At 44.6% G+C, this 22,318-nt stretch carries 18 protein-coding genes; 3 read left to right on the forward strand and 15 right to left on the reverse strand.

The genetic code is table 11. The annotated features are described in order from the left end of the window. The first annotated feature begins 5 nt into the window (after window positions 1-5). Entirely contained in the window at window positions 6-1,130 is a 1,125-nt protein-coding gene (locus tag FE394_RS02145) for a DUF4056 domain-containing protein (protein ID WP_319924752.1), read from the forward strand. A gap of 134 nt (window positions 1,131-1,264) precedes the next feature. Here FE394_RS02145 and FE394_RS02150 read toward each other — a convergent pair whose 3' ends face one another. The 11 genes from FE394_RS02150 to FE394_RS02200 form a co-directional block, all read right to left on the reverse strand. Continuing rightward, window positions 1,265-1,411, reverse strand: a complete 147-nt coding sequence (locus tag FE394_RS02150) for a hypothetical protein (protein ID WP_319924753.1) — start codon at window positions 1,409-1,411, stop codon at window positions 1,265-1,267. Continuing rightward, window positions 1,383-1,892 (reverse strand): hypothetical protein, encoded by a 510-nt coding sequence (locus FE394_RS02155; protein ID WP_319924754.1) that lies wholly within the window; start codon window positions 1,890-1,892, stop codon window positions 1,383-1,385. The genes FE394_RS02150 and FE394_RS02155 overlap by 29 nt, the downstream gene beginning before the upstream one ends. 342 nt (window positions 1,893-2,234) lie before the next feature. Next, window positions 2,235-2,705 (reverse strand): MarR family winged helix-turn-helix transcriptional regulator, encoded by a 471-nt coding sequence (locus FE394_RS02160; RefSeq protein ID WP_319924755.1) that lies wholly within the window; start codon window positions 2,703-2,705, stop codon window positions 2,235-2,237. Window positions 2,706-2,795: 90 nt separating this feature from the next. Beyond that, window positions 2,796-3,551, reverse strand: a complete 756-nt coding sequence (locus FE394_RS02165; RefSeq protein ID WP_319924756.1) for a maleate cis-trans isomerase family protein — start codon at window positions 3,549-3,551, stop codon at window positions 2,796-2,798. Then, the gene (locus FE394_RS02170) at window positions 3,548-4,579 is read right to left on the reverse strand and encodes a carbon-nitrogen hydrolase family protein (RefSeq protein ID WP_319924757.1); all 1,032 of its coding nucleotides are present in this window, start codon (window positions 4,577-4,579) and stop codon (window positions 3,548-3,550) included. The genes FE394_RS02165 and FE394_RS02170 overlap by 4 nt, the downstream gene beginning before the upstream one ends. A gap of 53 nt (window positions 4,580-4,632) precedes the next feature. Next, window positions 4,633-5,544 (reverse strand): fumarylacetoacetate hydrolase family protein, encoded by a 912-nt coding sequence (locus FE394_RS02175; RefSeq protein ID WP_319924758.1) that lies wholly within the window; start codon window positions 5,542-5,544, stop codon window positions 4,633-4,635. Between the two features lie 2 nt (window positions 5,545-5,546). Then, a complete protein-coding gene (locus tag FE394_RS02180; RefSeq protein ID WP_319924759.1) occupies window positions 5,547-6,704 on the reverse strand; it encodes a cupin domain-containing protein in 1,158 nt (385 codons plus the stop codon). A gap of 126 nt (window positions 6,705-6,830) precedes the next feature. Continuing rightward, window positions 6,831-9,125, reverse strand: a complete 2,295-nt coding sequence (locus FE394_RS02185) for a bifunctional salicylyl-CoA 5-hydroxylase/oxidoreductase (RefSeq protein WP_319924760.1) — start codon at window positions 9,123-9,125, stop codon at window positions 6,831-6,833. Between the two features lie 117 nt (window positions 9,126-9,242). Continuing rightward, on the reverse strand, window positions 9,243-9,662 hold the full coding sequence (locus tag FE394_RS02190; protein ID WP_319924761.1) for an acyl-CoA thioesterase: 420 nt from the start codon (window positions 9,660-9,662) through the stop codon (window positions 9,243-9,245). Window positions 9,663-9,718: 56 nt separating this feature from the next. Then, window positions 9,719-11,260 (reverse strand): indolepyruvate oxidoreductase subunit beta family protein, encoded by a 1,542-nt coding sequence (locus FE394_RS02195; RefSeq protein WP_319924762.1) that lies wholly within the window; start codon window positions 11,258-11,260, stop codon window positions 9,719-9,721. Window positions 11,261-11,274: 14 nt separating this feature from the next. Next, a complete protein-coding gene (locus FE394_RS02200) occupies window positions 11,275-13,464 on the reverse strand; it encodes an indolepyruvate ferredoxin oxidoreductase subunit alpha (protein WP_319924763.1) in 2,190 nt (729 codons plus the stop codon). A 329-nt stretch (window positions 13,465-13,793) separates the two neighbouring features. Here FE394_RS02200 and FE394_RS02205 point away from each other — a divergent pair, with 329 nt between their 5' ends. Then, entirely contained in the window at window positions 13,794-14,876 is a 1,083-nt protein-coding gene (locus tag FE394_RS02205) for an AraC family transcriptional regulator (protein ID WP_319924764.1), read from the forward strand. 846 nt (window positions 14,877-15,722) lie between these two features. On the opposite strand, the gene FE394_RS02210 is transcribed toward FE394_RS02205, so the two are convergent. Genes FE394_RS02210 through sigJ form a run of 3 tightly spaced genes read right to left on the reverse strand, consistent with a single transcriptional unit; the run spans window position 15,723 to window position 19,491 of the window. Next, window positions 15,723-17,330, reverse strand: a complete 1,608-nt coding sequence (locus FE394_RS02210) for a flavin-containing monooxygenase (protein ID WP_319924765.1) — start codon at window positions 17,328-17,330, stop codon at window positions 15,723-15,725. 57 nt (window positions 17,331-17,387) lie between these two features. Further along, window positions 17,388-18,554, reverse strand: a complete 1,167-nt coding sequence (locus FE394_RS02215; protein ID WP_319924766.1) for an FAD-dependent monooxygenase — start codon at window positions 18,552-18,554, stop codon at window positions 17,388-17,390. A 28-nt stretch (window positions 18,555-18,582) separates the two neighbouring features. Further along, window positions 18,583-19,491 (reverse strand): RNA polymerase sigma factor SigJ, encoded by a 909-nt coding sequence (gene sigJ / locus FE394_RS02220; protein WP_319924767.1) that lies wholly within the window; start codon window positions 19,489-19,491, stop codon window positions 18,583-18,585. A gap of 523 nt (window positions 19,492-20,014) precedes the next feature. Here sigJ and FE394_RS02225 point away from each other — a divergent pair. Further along, window positions 20,015-20,314, forward strand: coding sequence for an antibiotic biosynthesis monooxygenase family protein (locus FE394_RS02225; protein ID WP_319924768.1), 300 nt, complete (start codon window positions 20,015-20,017; stop codon window positions 20,312-20,314). 574 nt (window positions 20,315-20,888) lie between these two features. Here the strand turns inward: FE394_RS02225 and FE394_RS02230 are convergent. Then, window positions 20,889-21,986, reverse strand: coding sequence for a 3-deoxy-7-phosphoheptulonate synthase (locus tag FE394_RS02230; RefSeq protein WP_319924769.1), 1,098 nt, complete (start codon window positions 21,984-21,986; stop codon window positions 20,889-20,891). Window positions 21,987-22,318 lie beyond the last annotated feature (332 nt).

Genomic DNA, 22,318 nt, shown 5'->3' on the forward strand with positions numbered 1-22,318 from the left:
GGTTAATGACACTATGTCTCTGTTTTTTATTGATGGCATGTCAGAGTAAATCAGCCGCTGCTGATCCTGTACAACCTGTACTTCGCAGTGATACTCATGAACAATCACAGGAAGATTGGCCTGCATTGATGCCGATGTCCCCGCCCGAGGGCTTAAGGGCCTGTTGTGTTTTCGGTTATAACATCAAGACCCAGCTAGGGGTAGTTCCTGTTCCTTTCTATGATATCGACAATATTGTTGAAGCTGAAAAACTGGGAGAGCATCACTACAATGACAGCTTCCTCGGCGCGAGTGCGGCATTGTTAGGAGTCAGCAGTGAAAAAATCGGTCTGCTCTACACTCACAAAGGCGGATTTGTTGATATCTCCCATGTAAGGGATACCGCAGATTACACGCTCTATTTTTTCAGCCAGATCTATGCTCACCTCGGTCAAGAACGGGATTTAACGCTGGATAATGAACTTGCCGCCCGTAAAATTCACTTTTTCGCCTTTACGCCACCAGAAGATCCAGCAGAACGTTATACCTTGAGTGCCTATTTAGCTGCCAGACTGGCTTTCCAGCTTGCCGTCTGGCATGAAATTGCCCAATGGTATGGCTATTATTCTGTTCCCGGTTTTCCAGAAAGTGTTTCTGCGTTTTCTCCGGAAGATCTCTATTCAAATCTGCTGGGTGCCCGGTTGGCAATGACACTGATTTTGCAAGGCCATGCTTCTTCGGTAACTCAGTTTTCGACTTCAATGGAAAACATCTTACCTGCCACTTTGAATGAATTAGGGGCTTATAGTCGGTCAGGTACAAAAGAGATGTTTGATAGTGTCGATGGATTATGGTGGAACAGTTATCAGCGTATTCCCCAGAAATTTTTATTGCTGATCCGAAATTATGATATCGGGAGCAATCGCTATCCGTTAATGCCTTCGGGTAAAGAAAGCCGTCCATTACGCCTGTCTCTGCCTGAGCATTATCAGCATTTTTCGTTGGATAAACTGGCTGAGCTTCAATTATGGCCGACCAATGAAATGAAAAACTTACCTGTTCCGGAACAATATTGGACAGCGAAAGATTTTCAGATGCTGACGGAAAATGCCCAGCATGAAGATGAAAAGCAGAAATTATTGATTAAATAATTTGTTTATATTCAATAGGTTTCAAGTTGCAGTGAAGCGGCAAGGGAATCAATTCCCGTTTGTGAACACAGCCGACAGAGCTGCAACTTGAAAAAAATTATGCAGATTGGGAAAGTGAGTACTATCACTGATCGTTAAAGGAGCTTAAATACAATTTCACCTTTGCGTTCAGCCTCTTTTTTAGCTGCAATGAATTTTTGAACCATCTGGATCTTACCTTGGCGAATGGCCTCAAAATCAATTTTTTCTTTGTTATGAGTTTCCTTGCATTCGTATCGCATAACTGCCTCCATCATTGATATATTCTAGATTGTACTGCCTAGTAAATCGCTTAACATACCTAGGGTAGATTTTACTGAGTTGTTCATTCTCTGCTGAAAAGTACAATATGTCGACGCTTTCATTTTGTGCAACCTTAACCATGAAGTCAACTAATGTACTGTAAAGGTAGTTTAGTTCGCCCAAGCTTAGCGTAATGGAACCTTCTGGTTTTGAGAAAATGTTCGTCAAATCTTTAGTTTCTTGCTCTATATTATAGAAGCTAACAACCTGCACATGCATAGTTTTCAGACGTTCACCTAACATGTTATACATGGTTTCTGCTGCAATAGGGTCCATAGAAGGAGGACAAAAAAGCATTCTCAATTTTATGAATCTTGCTGAGTTTTCAGAAAATATGAATTCAACATCAAGATAATTAATACCGTTAAATGTACCTAACAATCTACCTAAATTGTCAGTAACTAATATATGCTGATGCATGTAGCCTAATATCCTATAATTTATAATAGTTATCTAACGACACTCGTTGTCCCACGTTTTACCCAAAACCAGCTGAAACACGCCTGTCATACTTGGGTCATCGTGTATTTCATACTGTGTCAAACCAACCTGCGAGCAAAATAAGTAATTTTGACACGATGATTACTTATTCCTCATAAAACTACCTGATAACATTGCTCTACTTATATTAAGCCTGGGGCTATCATAGGTGATATCTGTGGAGCAATAGATTTTCTGGCAAAATATGGAGATCCATTTGCTTAAGTTAATGCTTAAATTGAATCAAAGGAGACAAAAAATATGTCTCCTTACAAAAGCAGGTTACTTATTAAATTCCCCTAACGCCTTACGTATTGGCGTATGTCGCTTAATCAATTCTTGCAAAACCTCTTTCAATAACTGACTTTTGCCATTGCCCAATGACTCCAGTACATTTTTTTCATGAGATTCAGCTTCAGTCAGCAATCCATCCACTACTTTCTGCCCCGATTCCGTCAGACGTACTAATGTAATACGGCGATCTCCACCGCCATTGGAAAAACGTGCTACATGCCCCTGCGATTCCAGACGCTGCAAAACACGTGTGATGGTAGGTTGTTTACTGACCGTTTTTTGCGCCAGAAGGCTGATACCAATCGGGCCGCTTCCCGCCAATGTCGATAATACCCGCCACTCCAGCACTGACAGCCCCTGCGCTTCAACGATATCATGGAATTCAGAAGAAACCAGCATCCATGCCTGCCCGAGTAAGGCAGGCAAGTAATTGTCAACGAACACTTTTGAATCTGGCATAAGTTGAACAACCTTTTTTCTCAGGAAAGTTTTTGTCTTCCAATTCTAAAAGGTTCATCCGTGAAAAACATCTCTACGATAGGCATAAGATCAATATTTTCCTGATAACAGTGAGCCAAATCTCGGAACGTATGTATTCAGTCCAAGCTGTTTCAGTATCATGTAGGTGGTCGCCACGGATGAGGAAATAACAGGCAATCCCACACGATCTTCAATCAGTGGAACCGATGCCAGCGAAGGCATTTGTACACAGGCCGAAGCGACAATAACATCAACATTGCTGTTCAGTCGTTTAGTTATCTCCACTGGCGCAAGAGGATCTTGCCGTCCGACATCAAGGTTGTCAGGGATTTCCAGCGAAATGCTGTCAATCACCTCAATCCCCTCATTTTCAATGTAATCAATCACTAGTTGGGTCAATGGTTTCATATAAGGCGTCAATATGGAGATACGTTTGGCACCCAAAGCATGAAGCCCGTCCACCAGCGCCCCCGCGCTGGTAACAACCGGAGCCGGATAACCATTCTCCAGCGTCCGCAGATAGAGGCGTTTTTCAGAAATTCGGTGATATCCCTTTCCCATACTCATGATTGCCACCAAACAGGCATACCCCAGCACATCCAGCGCCGCATCCGACAGTTCAAGCGCGCAACGATCACTATCTGCATCCATTGCCGTCAGTGCTTCCTTTGTGACCGTTTTCATTCTCATACGACTGGAATGAAAGGTAAAACGTTCAGGCGCAATCACTTCACGGGCATGCAAAATAGCGGGGATCTCTGTTTCCATCGTCGTGTTTGAAGAAGGCACTATTTGCCCTACCCGAAAATAACGCTTTTCACTCATAGCAGATTCTCCTGTATGGGATCATCCCAATCAGCACGTGTATTCAATTCCGTCTGATCCAAAGGATGATCCACAAACCGGATCGCATTGATCGGACGGCGATTCACTTTCAGATCGAAGATATCAAAGCGATTGTAATGCCCTGTTATATCGTGCATCTGACGGGGCTGAATGCAGAGATTCAGATCGATATCCGCATAAACGATCCCTTCCACATCAATGAGAGAATGACCAATCTCACGACCATCCGGCCCGATAATCCCTGTAAACGCGCTATTGGGACGTGCCAGCATCTCCTCTGCCTCTGGATGGCTCGCAGCCATGGCTTTCACGATTTCCCGGGAGAGAGTGGAACAGGAAACGACGGTAAAAACTTTGCCCTCAAAACAATGAGCTGCCGCTCGCAAACGGATCGCCTCGGCCATGTCATAATCCGGTGGCGCAACAGGCAGGGAAATATAACTGGCAACATGCACCAGTTCCCCTTGGGACAACAAAGAAAAACGAGCCAATGTATTGGTATTCTCGCCACAAGCCAGCGTCCCCAATGGGCCAATGCTGGTATCGTGTACCTTTAATGAAGACGCATCGCCATTCGCCCATGTCAGTTTCTCTGCCCATGTCGGCACAAGCTTGCGGTGCCTTCCCAAAATACGACCTTCATCAGAGATAGTGACCAACGTGTTGTAAAGCGTGGCGATACCATTGGGATTGCGCTCATTCACCCCGACCACAACGTTGATATGATGCCGTGCCGCTGCCTGTGCAATTTTGTGTATCTCCGGCCCCGGGACTTCAATGGCCGACTTGCACAGTTTTTCAAACCACGGGCTGCCCTGTACGGGATTCATCACCCAGTTCCAATAGGGATAACCGGACACAAAGACTTCGGGAAATGCCACCAGACCGGCACCGTTATCTGCTGCCTCGCGGATTAGCTGACAAACGAGATCAACTGTCGCTTCCGTGTCCAGAAAGATTGGAGCAGCCTGTACCGCAGCCGCCTTGAATTTAGGGAGATTCAGCATATCAGGCTCCTATTTCTTTACTGATTTATTTACTGATTTATTTACCTCTTTATTTACACGGCGATGACGGGATGACGCAATTCACCTATCCTTTCGAGATAAGCTTCAAGGATATCCCCCGGCCACAACCATTCTTGTGGATCACGCCCCGCACCGACGCCGGACGGTGTTCCCGTGGCGATAATATCCCCCGGCTCCAGTGTGATGCCTTTGCTGATATCCGCAATCAGGGTATTGATCCTGAACAGCATGTAGCGGGTATTCGAGTTTTGCTTGATCACACCATTAACTTTCAGGTTCAAATCGAGGTTATGAGGGTCAGGAATTTCATCAGCCGTGACAATACAAGGGCCGAAAGGCGCATAGGTGTCCTGTCCTTTGGAATAGATCCACTGCCCGGCACGTCGGCAGTCACGGGCGCTCATGTCGATAAGCAGGCTATAGCCGAAGACATATTTCAGCGCATCCGCTTCCGATACCCCTTTAGCGCGAGTCCCGATAATCACCGCCAATTCCACTTCCCAATCCAATTGTTGGGTAATTTCACTGTTATGCTCGATCGCATCATCAGGACCAATCACCGTGGTTGGCGGCTTGGAAAAAATGACCGGTTCTTTCGGCAGATCTTTTGCCGTATCCAGAGATCGGCTGGATTCAGCGACATGTTCAATATAATTCAGGCCAATGCCAAAAATGTTCTTTCGTGGACGAGGAATCGGGGCAAGGATTTTTACATTCGGCAATGGCAGTGAAATCCCTACCGGCCACAGACCCTTGAATGAATCCAGCATCGCTGTTGTGCTGCTTACAGCCAATGGTCCCAGATCGATAAAATCCAGCATATTGTCAGGTAATGTACTCCCGACATAGTCGGCCAGTTTAGCCAAATCCACGACATGGTTTTTTACTATCGCCCCTAATCGTGCGGTAGCGGTTGCTTCTTTACGGTAAGTGATTAAACGCATTTTTATCCCCCCACTTGTTGATGCCCATCGTTATCTGTCAGGGCTTCTTCGTAATACAACTGCAATGCCTGTATCACCGGCAAATCGTTGAAACAGAACAGACAAGCATCTTCCGTTTGTGAAGTATTCACATGTTCATGGAATGACCACGAAGGAACGCAGAAAATATCCCGCTCTTGCCAGTCAAATCGCTGGCCTCCAATCACGGAATAACCCTCTCCTTTCGCGACCTGATACATAAAACTCCCCGTATGCCGATGTGCCTTGCCAACAAAACCGGGACGCAACAACTGCATACTGGCACCCAGCGTCGGCATGACATGTCCTCCTGTCAGCGGATTGGTGTAATACATCAGAATGTCATCAAAAGGCGAGCCGTCTGACACACGGGCATAACGCTGCAAAGCCTCATAAGTTGGCTCCCACTGATATCTGAACAACGGAGAGTACGGTTTATTCCAGCCGACATTTTGTGGGCGCAGAGCAGGAGCACCCCAGAGCGCAACAGAAGAGTCCACGGGTTCGGTCACAACCTGGCGCAGCTCAGAATGCACCTTGTAAAAGCCCGCCTCCAGCACATTGACCAACGGCATATCCAGACCATCCTGCCAGATACACTGAGAACCATCAGGATCAACGCCGTGTTCATGCCATGTGCCATTGGGAGTCAGGACGAAGTCATTCTTTTCCAGCATCATCTTCTGTCCATCGACGATGGTGTAAGCGCCGCGTCCTTCCATGATAAAACGCAACGCGGAGGAAGAGTGGGCATGAGCCGAGGCAGCTTCACCCGGACGCATTGTCTGGAGACCGGAATAGAGTAATCCCACGGCGGTAGATAATTCCGGCTTGCCAGAGTTGTTCAGATACACTACCCGGCGCCCCGCTTTTTCTGGTGTCACCAGATCTGCTGATTTAATAACGTGTTCACGTAAATCGCGATAACGCCAAAGCACAGGAACAGAGTCTGATTGTGGTTGCCAAGGCTCGATTTTATTGGCGATTGTCCAAAGCGCTCCCGCCCTGTATTTTTCCAACTCCTTGTAATACGCCAGTAATTCAGGGCTATCCTCGACATTGGCCCGGCCAGCCGTGTCTTCTCTATGTTGATCATGAGCATAATGTTGATCATGAGCTTTATCGTTTTCTGGTTGAGGCATAAATATCTCCTATACGAATAAATGTACGGATACAGTTGAAACCTGTTCACTTGAAAGCTGTTTATTTGAAAGCTGTTTATTTGAAAGCTGTTTATTTGAAATCTACCGGGCGTATGTTTGGGCTAACTAGCGTTCGAGTTGTGCTTTACCGTAAAGATAAGGTTTTGGCCAATCAATCGTTGTCCAGCCATATTTGGCACATTCATGCAGTAACCAAGCCGGATCAGACAGGAAGGGACGTGACAAAGCACAGAGATCAGCACGTCCGGAAGCAATAATGCCGTTGATTTGATCGGCATCTGTAATTGAGCCGACGGCAATAACAGGGACTTTGCCTTCATTGCGAATGCAGTCAGCCATCGGGGTTTGATACATCCGCCCATAAACGGGCTGTTGTTCAGCAGAGACTTCACCTGTTGAGCAATCCACTATATCCGCCCCGGCTTCGTGGAAATACCGGGCAATGGCAACCGCTTCATCCACGGTAGTTCCGCCCTCAACCCAATCAGTGGCCGAAATACGCACGGATATCGGCAGAATAGCCGGCCAGACATCACGCACGGCCTTAAAGACCGCTAACGGAAAGCGAAGCCGATTTTCCAGTGAACCACCATATTCGTCATCACGCAGGTTAGTCAGCGGTGAAATGAAGCTGGACAGCAGATAACCGTGGGCAGCCTGAATTTCCAGCCAGTCAAAACCTGCTTCAACGGCACGGTGCGTCGCCGCCACGAACTGTTCAATAACTTCATTCATCTGTGCTTTGGTGATGGCAGCGGGCACGGGTGAAATACCGGACAGATAAGGCACAGCCGAGGCAGAAACCAGAGGCCAGTTTCCCTTATCCAGCGGATGATCAGATTGTTCCCAGCCAACTTGACTCGATCCCCGCCGACCCGCATGTCCCAATTGAATTCCTATCAAAGCATCGGAGTTCTGATGAACAAAATCAGTGATTTTCTTCCAGGCCTGAACCTGTTGATCATTCCATAAGCCTGTACACGAGGGAGTAACACGCGCCTGCGGTGAAACCGCCGTCATTTCAGCAATGATCAGACCAGCGCCTCCCAGTGCCCTGCTGCCAAGGTGAACCTGATGGAATTGCCCCGGAACACCTTCTACAGCGCTATACAGCAGAGTAGGGGAAACCACGACCCGATTTTTCAGGATCACCCCACGTACTTTATAAGGTGTCAGCAAGGGTGGGATCGTAGGAAAAGCACCGTCGGATTGCTGATTAAACCCGCGTTCATAATTTTCCAGCCATGCCTTATCCCGCAATCGCAGGTTTTCATGGGAAATGCGCTGTGAGCGGGTCAGCAATGAATAAGCGAACTGTTCAGGCGAGAAGTCTTCGTAACGCACCACATTTTCAAACCATTCCGTTGAATTACGCGCTGCATTCTGTATTTTAAGCACTTCCACGTTACGCACGAGCTGATAATGGGATAAACCTGCCACCAAATCCCCTTGATGGGCTTTCAGGCTGTTAGTCAGTTCAATCGCGTCTTCCAATGCCAGTTTTGTGCCGGAACCAATGGAAAAATGAGCGGTGTGGGCAGCATCTCCCATTAATACGATCGGGATATTTTTGCTGTTATCCCCTTCCGGCCTGATCCAATTAACCCAGTTCGAACAAATCACCCGGGGGAAACCTATCCAAATGGCAGCACCACGCAAATGTGTCGCATTGGAGATCAACCTGTGCCCATCCAGCCACGGCTCGAATAATTTTTCACAATATGCGATGCCCTCTTCCTGTGACATTTTGTCGATGCCGGCCGCCAGCCACGTTGCTTCCGGGGTTTCGACAATAAAAGTCGATAGACCTTCCTGAAATTGATAAGCGTGAACCTGAAACCAGCCATGTTCTGTTTCAACAAACAGAAATGTAAAAGCATCAAATACCTTATGAGTTCCCAGCCAGACAAAACGACACTGGCGTTGATCGATATCAGGCTTAAACACATCGGCATAACATGTCCGGATCTTGCTGTTGATCCCATCTGAAGCGATCAGTAAATCCGCATGATATTGGCGGGCAACCTCCTGCGCGTCCTCGACTTGGGTTTCGAACACCAGCTCAACGCCAACCTCCTGACAACGATCTTGCAGAATGTTCAGTAATTTTTTGCGGCCAATACCGATAAATCCGTGGCCGCTACTGCGATTTACCGTCCCTTTGAAGTGGATATCGATATCATCCCAATGGCTGAACGCTCCCCCGATAGTGCTGGCTGATACGGGATCTGCCACACTCAGGTTTTCCAGCGTCGCATCCGAAAACACGACGCCCCAGCCGAACGTGTCATACGGGCGGTTGCGTTCGATCACCACGACGCGGTTATTGGGGTCCTGCAACTTCATCAGCAGACCGAAATATAACCCAGCCGGTCCACCACCAATACAGACTATATTCATGCTGCTTCTTCTCCTGTTACACGCTGCCTGTCACACGATAATGAGGTCAAAGCATATTTCGATCGGTTAAGGCTTATGTTCGGTTAAGGCATATGTTCGGTTAGGGCATATGTTCGGTTAAGGCATATGTTCGGTTAAGGAATAGTAAAGCTCATCAGGGATAAGAATTGCCTTATGGGTATCCAATGAAGTCGTGACATAGGTCTGGGTAACTTTCATCCTCAGTTCTCCATTCTTGCTGATACAGCTCTGGTTCAATGTCAGTGATTTTCTGCCAATTCTCTCAACGTTCAATTTCAGCCAGACCTCATCTCCCATTTTGCTGATCGACTTAAATTCAGCTTCCAAATGAACCGTTGGCAAGCCAAAGCGATGTCTGGCGATGTAATTGGCATATCCCACCGAAGTTAATTCATCGAACCACTCTTCCACCAAGTTGTTGAACATCACGAAATATTGGGGATAAAAGACAATCCCCGCAGGATCACATTCAGAAAATCGAATTTTATGGGGTTGTTCAAATCGAAGCAGACTCATCACTAGCTCCTTAAGATCGTTTTTTTAATCGAGAGACATTTTAATCAAGAGACATTTTAATCAAGAGAAAGATGTCGTATGCACTCACGTAATTGGTTGCCATGTTCATCTGCCAGCGCGGCTTCACGCAGTTGGCTCAGGTTGGCGGGCGTCAAGTACGGCAAGTGATGATCCACAATCTCCATCAGGGTCTGGAAATTACGCAATCCACGTATGTGAGTATCACCATAGCCCTTGATCAATCGCTGACATTGGGCAATTTCCAGAGCCAGATCCGGATTGCGTTTTGCTGCTGTCACAATCCGCCGTAACCAACCTTCAATCCGTTCTGTTTCACAGTGAAAACGCAGGGTACGACGACGTATGCGACGCCAGCTCGCCAGCATATGCAGCAATAAATATCCGGGAATGGAACTGGTGGTAATCACACGTCCACGGCTAAGTAATTTCGCCAGCATCCGGTTGACGAAATGAGGACGAGACAGCCAGCGCCCAATAAAGACGGGTAAGGTATCGCACACCTCTTCCAGGCGCGGATGCAAGAATTCATTAATTTCGACGAGTTGATCGTTTCTCACCCGCACCTCTTTACGAACACGCTCAAACCGACTGGCACGGATCTTTAAATCGGCTATCCGAATGATGTCTTCATAAGTCATCCACAACGCCAGATGGCGAGCCGTTTCACGCAGTAATCGCTCATCACCGTTTTTTTGCTGATTAATCAAACCCTGCAAGCGATCGAGGTACAAACTGGCATAAGCCGGATCTTGGTAATCAATCAGACGCCTGACACCTTCGAGCACAATGTCATGGATACGGGATGGCATTTGTTGCTGGATACGCAGCAAAAGAGCACTCACTTTGTTTTGTGAAGTGGGTATTTTTTGCCTGATACGGGTTGTTGACGTCGCTTCTAATTCCGCAACCTCCACCTCTGATTGAACCCGACTCAACCCTAATTCAAAGGCTTGCAGGCTGGGTTTTATCCCCACTCCTCCCTTGATGATCGTCTCCTCAAACTCAATACGGCTGAATGGCAAAGCGCCAGTCCCACAAAGAGCCCCAAACAATACCGCACTGATCACGCTGCCACTTTTCTCAGCCATCTGTGCCATATCAAAATGGACAAAACGCCGGGCAGCTTGTCGGGATTGCCGGACTAAGACTCTGCTATCCACACGCCCATCCCCCATCGCCGATTTTTCCCCTATGGAAAACACTCTATGGGTTGATGCGATCAGCGTAGTACGATCTGAGGTAACAAAACCACGCTGGACAGCACGTCCGGCTTCCATCAATTCAGAAGCCAGCACAATATCCACATCGCCAGCAGCGGGCATCAAAGCCAGCACAGGTGCGGGATTCTCTGGATTATCGGCTCCCGGAAACAATTCGACATAATAAATGGTTGCTCCAGTCCGCTGTGCAACCCCGGGGACAGACGTCGTCTGAGCAAAATAACCATGCTCTTCTCCTAAACTGACTATCCAGTCTGCCAGTACGCCCCCGCCTTCCCCCCCCATCGCCAGAATCGCAATTTTGATGGGTTGCAGGGTTGGTATTTGAATGGGTGATATTTTTATAGGTAATCGCATCAACATGAGTTCCCCTAAAAGTCATATTGTTTGCGGCGCTTGGTATCACGGCCTTGCAGATAACCGATGATCCTTTTGCGAATATGATGACTTAACCGTTCCCAACGACTGGGATTGGTAATAATCCGCGCCCTGAAAAATGAAGGACACAACACCGCAACATGAGAAACTTCTCCGCACAATCCACACCCCACACAACTATTCAATACTGTTGCCACCGGATCGGTGCGCAATGGATCCGGGTTCGGTTTAATCGACAAAGAAGGACAGCCAGACAAACGAATACAAGAGTGATCTCCCGTACAAGTATCAGGATCGATACCAAAACGCTCATGGACAACTCTTTGTCCGGCGGCAAGCGCATCCTTGAGTTTTTTCTTCTCACGACGTTGTTTATTCAACATGCATTCACTCTGCGCGACGACAACTTTTGGCCCCTTTTCACCGGTTGTCAGTGCCTCACGCAAGGTATGGGTCATCGCTTTCAGGTCATACGTGCGCCTGATTATTCGTACCCATTTCACGCCAACGCCCCTGACCGCTTTTTCGATGTCATGCCCCGTACTGCGGCTGGGATTCAACGCAGCGGAGGATAAAATATCCTGTCCTCCTGTCGCAGAGGTGTAACTGTTGTCTACAATGATGGTCAGATTGTCACTGCGATTAAAAACGCTATTGGCAATGCCACTCGTCAAACCGTTATGCCAAAACCCGCCATCACCCATGACAGAAATTGCCCGTTTATTGGCAACTAGCGCACTGAGTGCAGCCGCGCCCGCTGCGCCCAATCCATAACCCATCGTGGTATTGCCCAAATTAAACGGGGGTAAGATGGCAAACAGATGACAACCAATATCCGCACTGACATGGTGTTGCCCCAACTCCCGCTCCAGCAGCTTCATCGCTGTAAAAATCGGACGTTCCGGACAACCGGTACAAAATCCGGGAGGGCGGGTATGAACAGCCTCGACCAGAGATTCTTTTTCCTCAATCGGTATTTCCTCAATCGGTAAGGTCGGTAAAGTAACGGCAGGAATGCGCACCTGACAGGCGGCAACAGAAACTTCGGCTTCAATCTTGTTGTAACGTTCGAGGAATGCCCGGAGTCCCGCCAATACCGTTGCCGTGTTGTACTCACCCGCCATAGGCAGCAAATCTTTACCGTGCAAACGAGTGGTTATGTCACGCTGACGCAAAATATTAGCGATATTCTGCTCAATAAAGTTAGGTTGCCCTTCTTCCAGCACCAAAATCGCCTGCTTACCATGACAAAAACGCTCAAACTCCTCATCGATTAACGGATAAGCCACATTCATGACATACAGAGGTATCCGGCTCTTGCCAAAAACATCCGCCAATCCCAGCAAATTCAAAGCACGGATCACGGTGTTATAGCATCCGCCTTGCAGGGCAAGGCCAATGTCATCAGCATATTCAGCAAAAAATTCATTCAATCCACGCTCTTGAACAAAACGCACGGCAGCAGGCCAGCGATCCTGAATTTTCTCTTTTTCATGCAGAAAACTGGCAGGGGGCAACACAATGCGGCGGATATCTCGCATTGGATTTTCCAGCGCATCTTTGATCATGAAAGATGGCGCACGATTTTCCGCACAAATAAACTGACCGTGTACATGGCAGGCGCGAATACGCATCTGCAACATAACTGGCGTATGGCTGGCTTCCGACAGCTCAAATCCCGTTTTCACGGCCTGCACCATTGAGGGCAGATTAGGGCGCGGATCGAGTAACCAAATCTGGGATTTCATGGCGAAAGCATGGCTACGTTCCTGCATGATAGAAGAACCCTCACCATAATCTTCGCCGACAATAATCAGTGCTCCTCCGAGAACGCCGCCGGAGGCCAGATTCGCCAACGCATCCGAGGCAACATTCGTGCCGGCAGTCGCCTTAAATGTGACTGCACCACGCATCGGATAATTAACGGAGGCTGCAAGAGTTGCAGCAGCAGTGGCTTCACTGGCACTGTTTTCAAAGCGGATGCCATATTCAGACAAAATATCCTGAGCATCGGCCAATACATCCATCAAATGTGAAATCGGTGCGCCCTGATAGCCAGCCACATAAGCAACGCCTGATTCCAACAGGGCTTTTGCCACCGCAAGTATCCCTTCGCCGCTGAAAACTTCGCCCTGACCCAGACGCAATTTTTTCACTTCTTCGACAAATGATCGCTCAGCCATGCTCACCTCTGTAATCTCTGCCCATTTTTTTCAGTTGCTTTCTATGTAATTCGGGAAGGCATCAATGGTCAATGCATGATTTGTCATGTAATTGTTATTTATGCAGTGTTTGGATAAAGCGTGCAGCAGACGGACAAATCATCAGGAAAAACAGGCAGGAAATGAGATCACTTACGGTCAATAAGCCTAATTAATACTGAATAGTGTCTTTCATGAATATATGCACAATCATATATATTTCATTTAGACATAATGTGGATACTGTTAGCAGGAAAATGGATAAGGCTAATCTGTTCTTGTCATATTTTTGACTGGAGGTATCTGAAACGATGAGCGATTCGAGATCTCAATACTATTCCGGAGCAATACGTTCTGGATCAAGCTATTCTGGATTAAAGTACGCTGATTCAAAATGCGCAGATCCTAAATATGCAGTAACGAAAATTGAGTCCCATCTCAATTCCACAGAACATTTACTCTTTTTATCCAACGATCTTGATGAAGTTAAATCTATGGTCGGAAGAGTCATGCAGCCCCATCAGCTGAATATACTGGGCAGCAGTCAGAAGCTGGATGCCAGAATGCACTATATTCCGCTGGGAGATTTATCCATGAGCCGGCTGCGTTACGGTGCCAATGTCGAAATCAATCCGGGGGAACTGGAAAGTTTTTTCCTCGTCCAGATGCCTCTTTCTGGCTATGCCTATATTGAAAGCGGTGGTCAACACATTGACTCTACGCCCGATATGGCATCTGTTCTCAGTCCGAACCAGCACACCGCCATGCGCTGGAATACCGATAATGATCAGTTTATGGTCAGGATCTCTCGTTCCCTGCTGGAAAGAACACTTATCGGACAATTAGGGCATCCGCTGGATAACCCGCTGGTCTTTGAATTGGGCTTTGAATGGCAACGCTGTCAGGCATGGCGCTGCTTGATGCCTTATTTGCTGGAATGCACCACCCAAGTACCGGATATTTTGCAACATAAACTGATTATCAACCAAATGGAACAACTGCTTTCCGTGACTTTACTGTCTACACATCAGCATAATTACACAGAATCTTCCTCCAACCGCCGGGGTTCCATTCGCCCACGGCATGTACGGCGAGTGCAGGAGTATTTGCAGGCCCATGCCCATGAACCGATTACGGTAGAACAGCTCGCTCAGGTAGCAGGAGTCAGCCTGCGCAGCCTCTATTCCGGCTTCAAAGAATTTCTGCATATCAGCCCGATGCAATATTTACGCGACCTGCGCATGGAACATGTCCACACGGAACTGCTGGCAGGAGAGGCCACCAGCGTCACGGGCGTCGCCCTGCGTTGGGGATTCGCTCATATGGGACGTTTCAGCGCGGAATATAAAACCCGCTACGGCGAGACACCGAGTGAAAGCCTGAAGCGTGGATGAATTCAATTAATCTCCCAACAAAACGCCATTCTATCCTGTGATTAACCTCACAAATATTTAACATAAGCTGATTGCTTTATTTACTCCCCAGGCCAGTATCGCTCTTAAATTGGGCAGGATCTCCCCATCAATACGATGCCATGAAGCATCGGCAATCTGTTTTGCCAGTATAAGATGAAGAATTTATAGGAAAATCTTCTAATATCACATTATTATCTCCTCCGGGAAATTCAGAGTATCGTCTCTGGTTAAATTCAAAAAATGATGGATATATCAATTACAGTCTCAAATTGGACGATTATAAAATTAAAAAAGCATTCCAAAATAAAGAAAAAGTGGATTGAATTTTCTAATGGCAAAATTAAATATGAGAAAAAACAATCCAACTATAAACATATAAAAATAACTCTAAGGAATGACATATATGAAAACACTAAAACTCATTATAATCAACCTGTTGATCCTACTTTTAGTGGGATATGGTGAGATATTATATTCTCAGTTCAACAATTATTTATTCCAAAAGGAAACCATTGGGTTAAATACCCTGACGGAGAAATAGAGAACAGCACAGACGCAGCCAATTATTATAAAATTGAAAGGAGCGTTGTTCCCGAGAAATAATAATTAATCAAAAAGTTATAGATTCTGCTCACCTCATTCGAACCGGAGTGAGTAAATAACTTTCCAAAATAGCGCCACACCTTATGCACTCATAATTATATGTATAATAATGAGTTGTAAGAATCCATGTGTCGCATAATTATGAATTGTTATTTATCATCTCATGCCTGTAAATTTCCATTTATTCCTTTAGACTGAGATACAAGCTTTGTCAGCATTAATCTAATGCTTATTATTAAAGCCAGAGAAATTATTACTGCGTTCATGCTCAAAAACTGCAATATATTCCTTAAGGCCGCCGAAATAAAAGAGAACACGGGGTGGCGTGCCATGTCGATTTGTTCCGAATATCCAGGATTTCACCTGAGAAAAAACAGTATGATTTGCCAATTGTTCGCAATGTTTTGACCACTCTGAAAGTGTTTGGGGTGTCACTTCAATAACTGTCTTTTGGTGACTTTCAGACTGCGAAATAATATCACCGATGAAATTTACCTGCGCTTCAATGCCTGCTGCAAGATTAGAAAATATTCCCTGAGGGCCAAGGAGAGTGAAGAAATTTGGAAAGCCCGGAGTAAAAACACCTAAATAAGCCGCAGGATTTTCTCCCCATGTGTCAAGGAGAGTATCTTTATTACGTCCGACTACTTTGAAGTTCCGGTAGGCACCTTCAACTGCGTCAAATCCTGTAGCAAAAATAAGAATATCAATTTCATGTTCAACGCCATCAGAGGTAAGAAGACCTTTTTCGGTTGCCTGTATTATTTGCGTATCTAACAAGCTAACTAATTCAACATTAGGTTGATTATAAACTTCATAGTATCCATCCACCGATACAGGTCGTTTAGCGTAATATTCTGTCGGTGTAAGACGACGTGCCGTATCAGGGTTTTTAACAATATCTTTGAGCTTTTCAGTTATAAACTCACAGGCTGCACGGTTGGAATCCAGATTGACAGCAAGATCATTGAAGGTACCAAACATAAAACCGAATCCTCCACCTTCATTCCAGGCACGTTCAAAGACAGCCTTCTGCTCTTCTAAGGAGACATCAACCGCCCCTGTATTGGGTTCGTCGAAGCCACATGCCAGACGGGTTTTCCGCCATTCTTTCCATATTTCTTCAAAATTTGAGAAATAATTTTCCACTTCATTTTTTGTCAGGCGACGTTGCCCCGCCGGAACAATATATTGAGCTGAACGCTGAAACACAGTCAAATGGGATGCAACCTGACTGGCTGCAACGATAAGCTGTGCTCCCGTTGAACCCGTCCCTAATACCCCGATACGGAGCCCATCCATTTTCAGGTTATCTGGCCAACGTGCAGTATGTACAATTTGCCCTTTAAATTTATCAAGATCTTTGATTTTTGGAAGAACGGGTTCAGATAATACGCCAACAGCACTGACCAGATATCGACTTGTAACAATATCTCCGTCGGTAATTTTAACCTGCCAGATGTTTTTGGCCTCATCATAGATAGCTTCGCTGACACCTGTTTCAAAACGGAACAGTTGAAAAATATTGTTCCGGCTTGCAACATTCTCCAAATAATCCCGCATCTGCTCGCCAGTTTGATATCGGGCATATATATCCCAATTTGGCGAAACCTCTCTATCAAAGGAGTAGCGATAAGCAAAGCTATCGGTATCTGCCTGAACACCAGGATAACGATTCCAATACCAAGTACCGCCGACATTTTTACCTTTTTCAAGACCAAGTACTTTTAACCCTAACTCGTTATGAATTTTGTGGGCCGCAAAAAGACCAGAAAGACCTGCACCGATGACAATAGCATCGAATTGGGGAAGAGAAGATTGTTCACTCATTTCAGAACTCCAGTTCTATAGATTCATTTATGGATTATTATTATTGAAATAGCAGAGTCAGTCCGAATACATCTTTGTCGTTTTAGCTTTGTAATGGGTCGCTGTGGTGACAAGTTCTTGAACGCGCTCTTGTTGATTAAGAGACTGACTAGCAAGTTCACGCAAGTTCATTTCCCGGTTTGCCATTACAATTCTGGATACAGCAGGTATGCGTACATGTTCATATTTCGCTATTGCAGATTCGAAGTCAGGGGTTTCATATAAAGCAGAGGCAAGGGCTCCGGCATCAATGATAGATTGCGTTGCCCCATTTGCGCCGACTGGAAACATGGGATGGGCAGCATCACCTATTAGAACGCACTGGTTATAGCTCCATTTATCCAGCGGATTTCTGTCCACCATCGCGGTTCGCATAAGTGTTTTACTTGTGGTTATTAATGTTTGTAGATTTAACCAATCAAAATGCCATTCTTTAATAAGGTCGAGCAGGAAATCTGTCGCCTGAAAGCGATTGACTGTTGTATCAAATGGCTTATCAAGTGATATAGGAACAAGGATAACCCAATTAATAAGGCTCTCCCCACGCAGATCATGAGATTTGGAAACAGGATATGCAATGAGACGAACCCCATCTTCACTATTCGCGATAATCATTGTCCGGCCATCCAGAAACTTTGGCATGGGAGTAATTCCCCGCCATAACATCATATTACCGGAATTGAGTTGCATAGAATCTGGAAATAAGTTTTGTCGCACTACCGAATGTATACCATCAGCACCCACGATAAGGTTTTTTGCCCACTCCGTTTTATGTAAAACATCAGTAGAAAACTTCGTGCCAAAGTTAAAGGTTGTTCTTGTTTTAGCTATAGAAAATATTAGGTTAAGCAGTTTGGAACGAGATATAGACATCTGAGGAGTATCAAAACCCGCTTCTATTCCCCTTGCTTCTTCGAAAAGAAGAGTTCCTAAATGGTCAACATAGCGGTGTGCTCTGGTTTGTATCCCACAAGAATCCAACTTTTCAGCCAGCCCCAAACGATATAAGACTGATACCGCTTCAGGTTGAATATTCAAGCCAAACCCATCTTCAGAAAACCTCATCCGCTGTTCATAAATGTCACATCCTATGCCAGATGAAGAAAGCAGGGCAGCAAGAGTTACCCCTCCGATTCCAGCACCAACAATGACGACTTTACCCGCACGATCAGTTATCGTTGTCATAATAATTAACCTCTTTTGAATCAATTGGCTAATGCCAAACAGTCAATTTTTCCGGGTTACGCATAACCCAGATATCTTTAATCCGTCCTTCTTTTATATAAGTAGAGATCACAGTAACAGTATGACCCGCTACTTTGCCGACAAGCCCTGGCTCACCATTAACATACTCTTCTTCGATCTGAAGGTTATGTTGGCGTTCGAATGCTGAAAGGAAAAAATTGATAATTGCATCCCGGCCATATAGTGGTTCGGTAGCTGCGCTGGTAAGGCCTCCACTATCAGTAATGGCGCAGGCTCTTTCATCTAAAATTGTGACCAGCTCCCTAATATTGCCTGTGAGCCACGCAGCGCGGAAAGCACTATTAACACGCCGATGCTCCTCTGAAGAGTACGCAAAATGACATTCCTGATTAACTCGCTTTCGTCCAGATGACGCCAATTGACGACATGCTTGTGGTGTTCTATTAACAATCTCACTGATTTCACCAAAAGAATATTGAAAGACATCATGGAGAATAAAACTGACACGTTCAGCGGGGGTCATCTTATCCAGAACTATCATCAACGCCATAGAAACCGAATGTTCCAAGATAAGATCATCAACAGGATCGGTTGCTTCAGATGATTCAACAGCAGATACCCAGCACTGGTCTTGTGAGACAGGTTCAGGCAGCCACTCACCGATATAGATTTCACGTTTTGACTTGGCCGACTTAAGTTGATCAAAACAAATCCGTGTGAGTGTTGTTCGCTGCCAGGCTATAGGGGATACAATTTGCCCGCGTTCTGTTTGAGTAAGTCTGTGCCACCGTAGATAGGTTTCCTGTACAGCATCTTCAGCATCGGGAATAGTACCTAAAAATCTATACGCCAGCGATTCAAGTTTGGAGCGATTGGAATAAACTTGAGCCGGATTTTTTTCCTTAAATTTACTCATTTGTTTCTTCTTACTCATTCTATTTTTCTTAACTCAATACTGAGGAAAATAATTTAAACTTAAATAAATTTCCATAATAATGATAGTTTACAGTCCCACGCAATACACGGGCTGTAAACTATCATTTTGAAGCGATATTTAAATATTGCTCTCTTTTGATCTCATAACCAAAATAAATAATCCTGATGCTAAATTACTTCTCTTAGGAACAAGGAAGACTTTTGTAAAAAATACAGAAAATAATAAGTCATTAATTATTCCTACAGTGTATACAATAAAATATCCTGTATGTATATATGAAGTACTAATAATTTATTAGCCTATTTTAAAAAGTGTTCTAAACTTTAATAGCGATAATTAGTGTGTAAATGTCAGTTTCCAAACTTAAAAACAAATATTTTTTCGAATGGCCTGACATATTGCACTGCTGAATCGTCTTTGTACTAGATCTAACAAGGTGCAAGTTAGTCAGTTTCTGCCTGCAAAAAGCCGGCATAATTATTACTCATTAAGGAGAACTGTAATGTCTGAAGTTACATTCATCAATGTCGTTGAAGTCGATCCAAGTAAGCAAGCTGAAGTCATCAAGCTGTTGCAAGAGGGAACAGAGAAGGTCATTAGTAAGCGGCCAGGCTTCATTTCAGTTACCTTGTTAGCAAGCAAGGATGGTAGCCGAGTCGTAAATATTGCGAAATGGAAAAGCATTGCGGATGTTCAGGCAACTCAGGCTGACCCAGCATCAGCAGAATACGCAAAACGGACCATGGAGCTCGCTAAGGCTAATCCGGGAATTTATGACATTGTTGGGCATTATTCTGATTGAATTTGAGTTGTATTCCCTGACTCTAGTGCCTAATACCTGTCAATTTATCAGACAGGTAAATAATAGGCTAATTCACTGAGTATAAATAGAAAAGAGATAAAAAACATGCAGGGATCTGGTTTTAATCAGATCCCTGCGTTTGAATACACTTTATTTATTATAAAATAATGAAAATAAATAATTTTAGGTGAGTTCACATAATAAGTGCAGCATAGTTAATCAGGAAGTAAACATTTTTGTATCCCGTATAAATAATTCACTCACGTTTTTCCATTTCATGTTTTTCTGGAGTGATTATTTAATTGGTTTACAACAAAATTGATTTCTTGCTCAGTTACCTTTCTAAGGGAAGTAGGCGAACAAAGTAAGTATTTGTTTTTAACCTTTTTCTGATAATTTCATGTTCTGCGAATTCTAGACCCATTATCGAAGTTAATCATTTTAAAACTAACGCCTATTCTCATTTCATTAGTGTTCTCCCTTAATTGATTGAATACATCGAGATTAGAACAACGGAAGCTTTGCAAATAGGATGCGTTCATAGGGGTTGGTATAATCACCCAGCGAATTCTCTCTAGCTGCCCATTGCTATAGTTTGCGTTTCATTTTCCTTTTTCTTAATCCTCTTACATGTCAGCGTATTGTTCAGTGTTTGGTGAATTTGATGCAATAATCTCTCGGTTACTTCCCAACTAATACAACCATCAGTAACAGAAACACCATACGCCATCTCACTGCGAAGTTGGTTTGGTGGCTGATTCCCTTCATTAAGATTACTTTCAATCATTAAACCAATGATGGCACTATTTCCATTGCATACTTGTGAAACAACAGATTCTACTACGATAGGTTGACAACCGTAATTTTTATGTGAGTTACCATGACTACAATCCACGATAATTGCAGGTTTAAGCCCGGCATTCATCATCTCACTTTCACACTTAGCAATATCAGCCGGACTATAATTAGGTATTACGCCACCGCGTAGAACAATATGTCCGTTTGGGTTCCCTTTTGTTTGTAATAAGCAAGCTAATCCTGTTTGACTAATACTGATAAAACGATGGGGCATTGCAGCCGCATGTATCGCATTAATTGCCGACAATAAACATCCATTGGTGCTGTTTTTAAAACCAACAGGCATGGAGAGACCTGACGCGACTTCACGGTGGGTTTGAGATTCCGATGTACGAGCACCAATCGCTGACCAACTAAATATATCTTCTAAGTACGGAGGATTATTCGGATCGAGTACTTCTGTCGCCAACGGTAACCCCAATTTTGCCAATTCAACTGATAGAGAGCGTGCAACTTTTAGACCTTTTTCAATGTTAAATGAGTTATCCATATCAGGATCATTAATTAACCCTTTCCACCCAACAGTTGTGCGCGGTTTCTCAAAATAGACCCGCATGACAAGATAGAGCCTATCACTCACTTGATCTGATAATGCTTTGAGATGACGGGCATACTCAATAGCTGCTTTTGGATCATGTATTGAGCAAGGCCCACATATTACTAATAAGCGAGGATCGCGTCCTGTAATAATATCTGTAATCGTTTTTCTAAAATGCTCTATCTCAGCTTTTTGTTGGGCAGGAAGGGGAAATTCCGCTTTAAGTTGCTCTGGTGTTATCATAATATGCTCATCAAACATAATGATATTATTCATCTTATTTTCACCTTTTTTATTATCGTGATCCTGTTTTAATGTGATTTAATCATTCTCCTATCGTATTTTTTAAATAAAGAGATTGATTTCATTATTTACAAATCAGTTATTTCCTGATGTAGAACCGATACTATTTACTCTCATTTAAATCAAGGAGATATCATTCATTTCTTTTATATCGTGTTTTCTTTATTGCGTATGATAATTAAATAAACCTTCCTAATGTTGAGCGTTTACAACCTTGTCCGGTGTCACGCAAGAAAAGGTTTATTCCATTGTTTGAGATGCTATTTAACAATGTAACTATCAACAAAATCTTTTATAATCTCTTT

This window comes from Xenorhabdus littoralis (assembly GCF_033949345.1).
Classification (GTDB): Bacteria; Pseudomonadota; Gammaproteobacteria; order Enterobacterales; family Enterobacteriaceae; genus Xenorhabdus; species Xenorhabdus littoralis.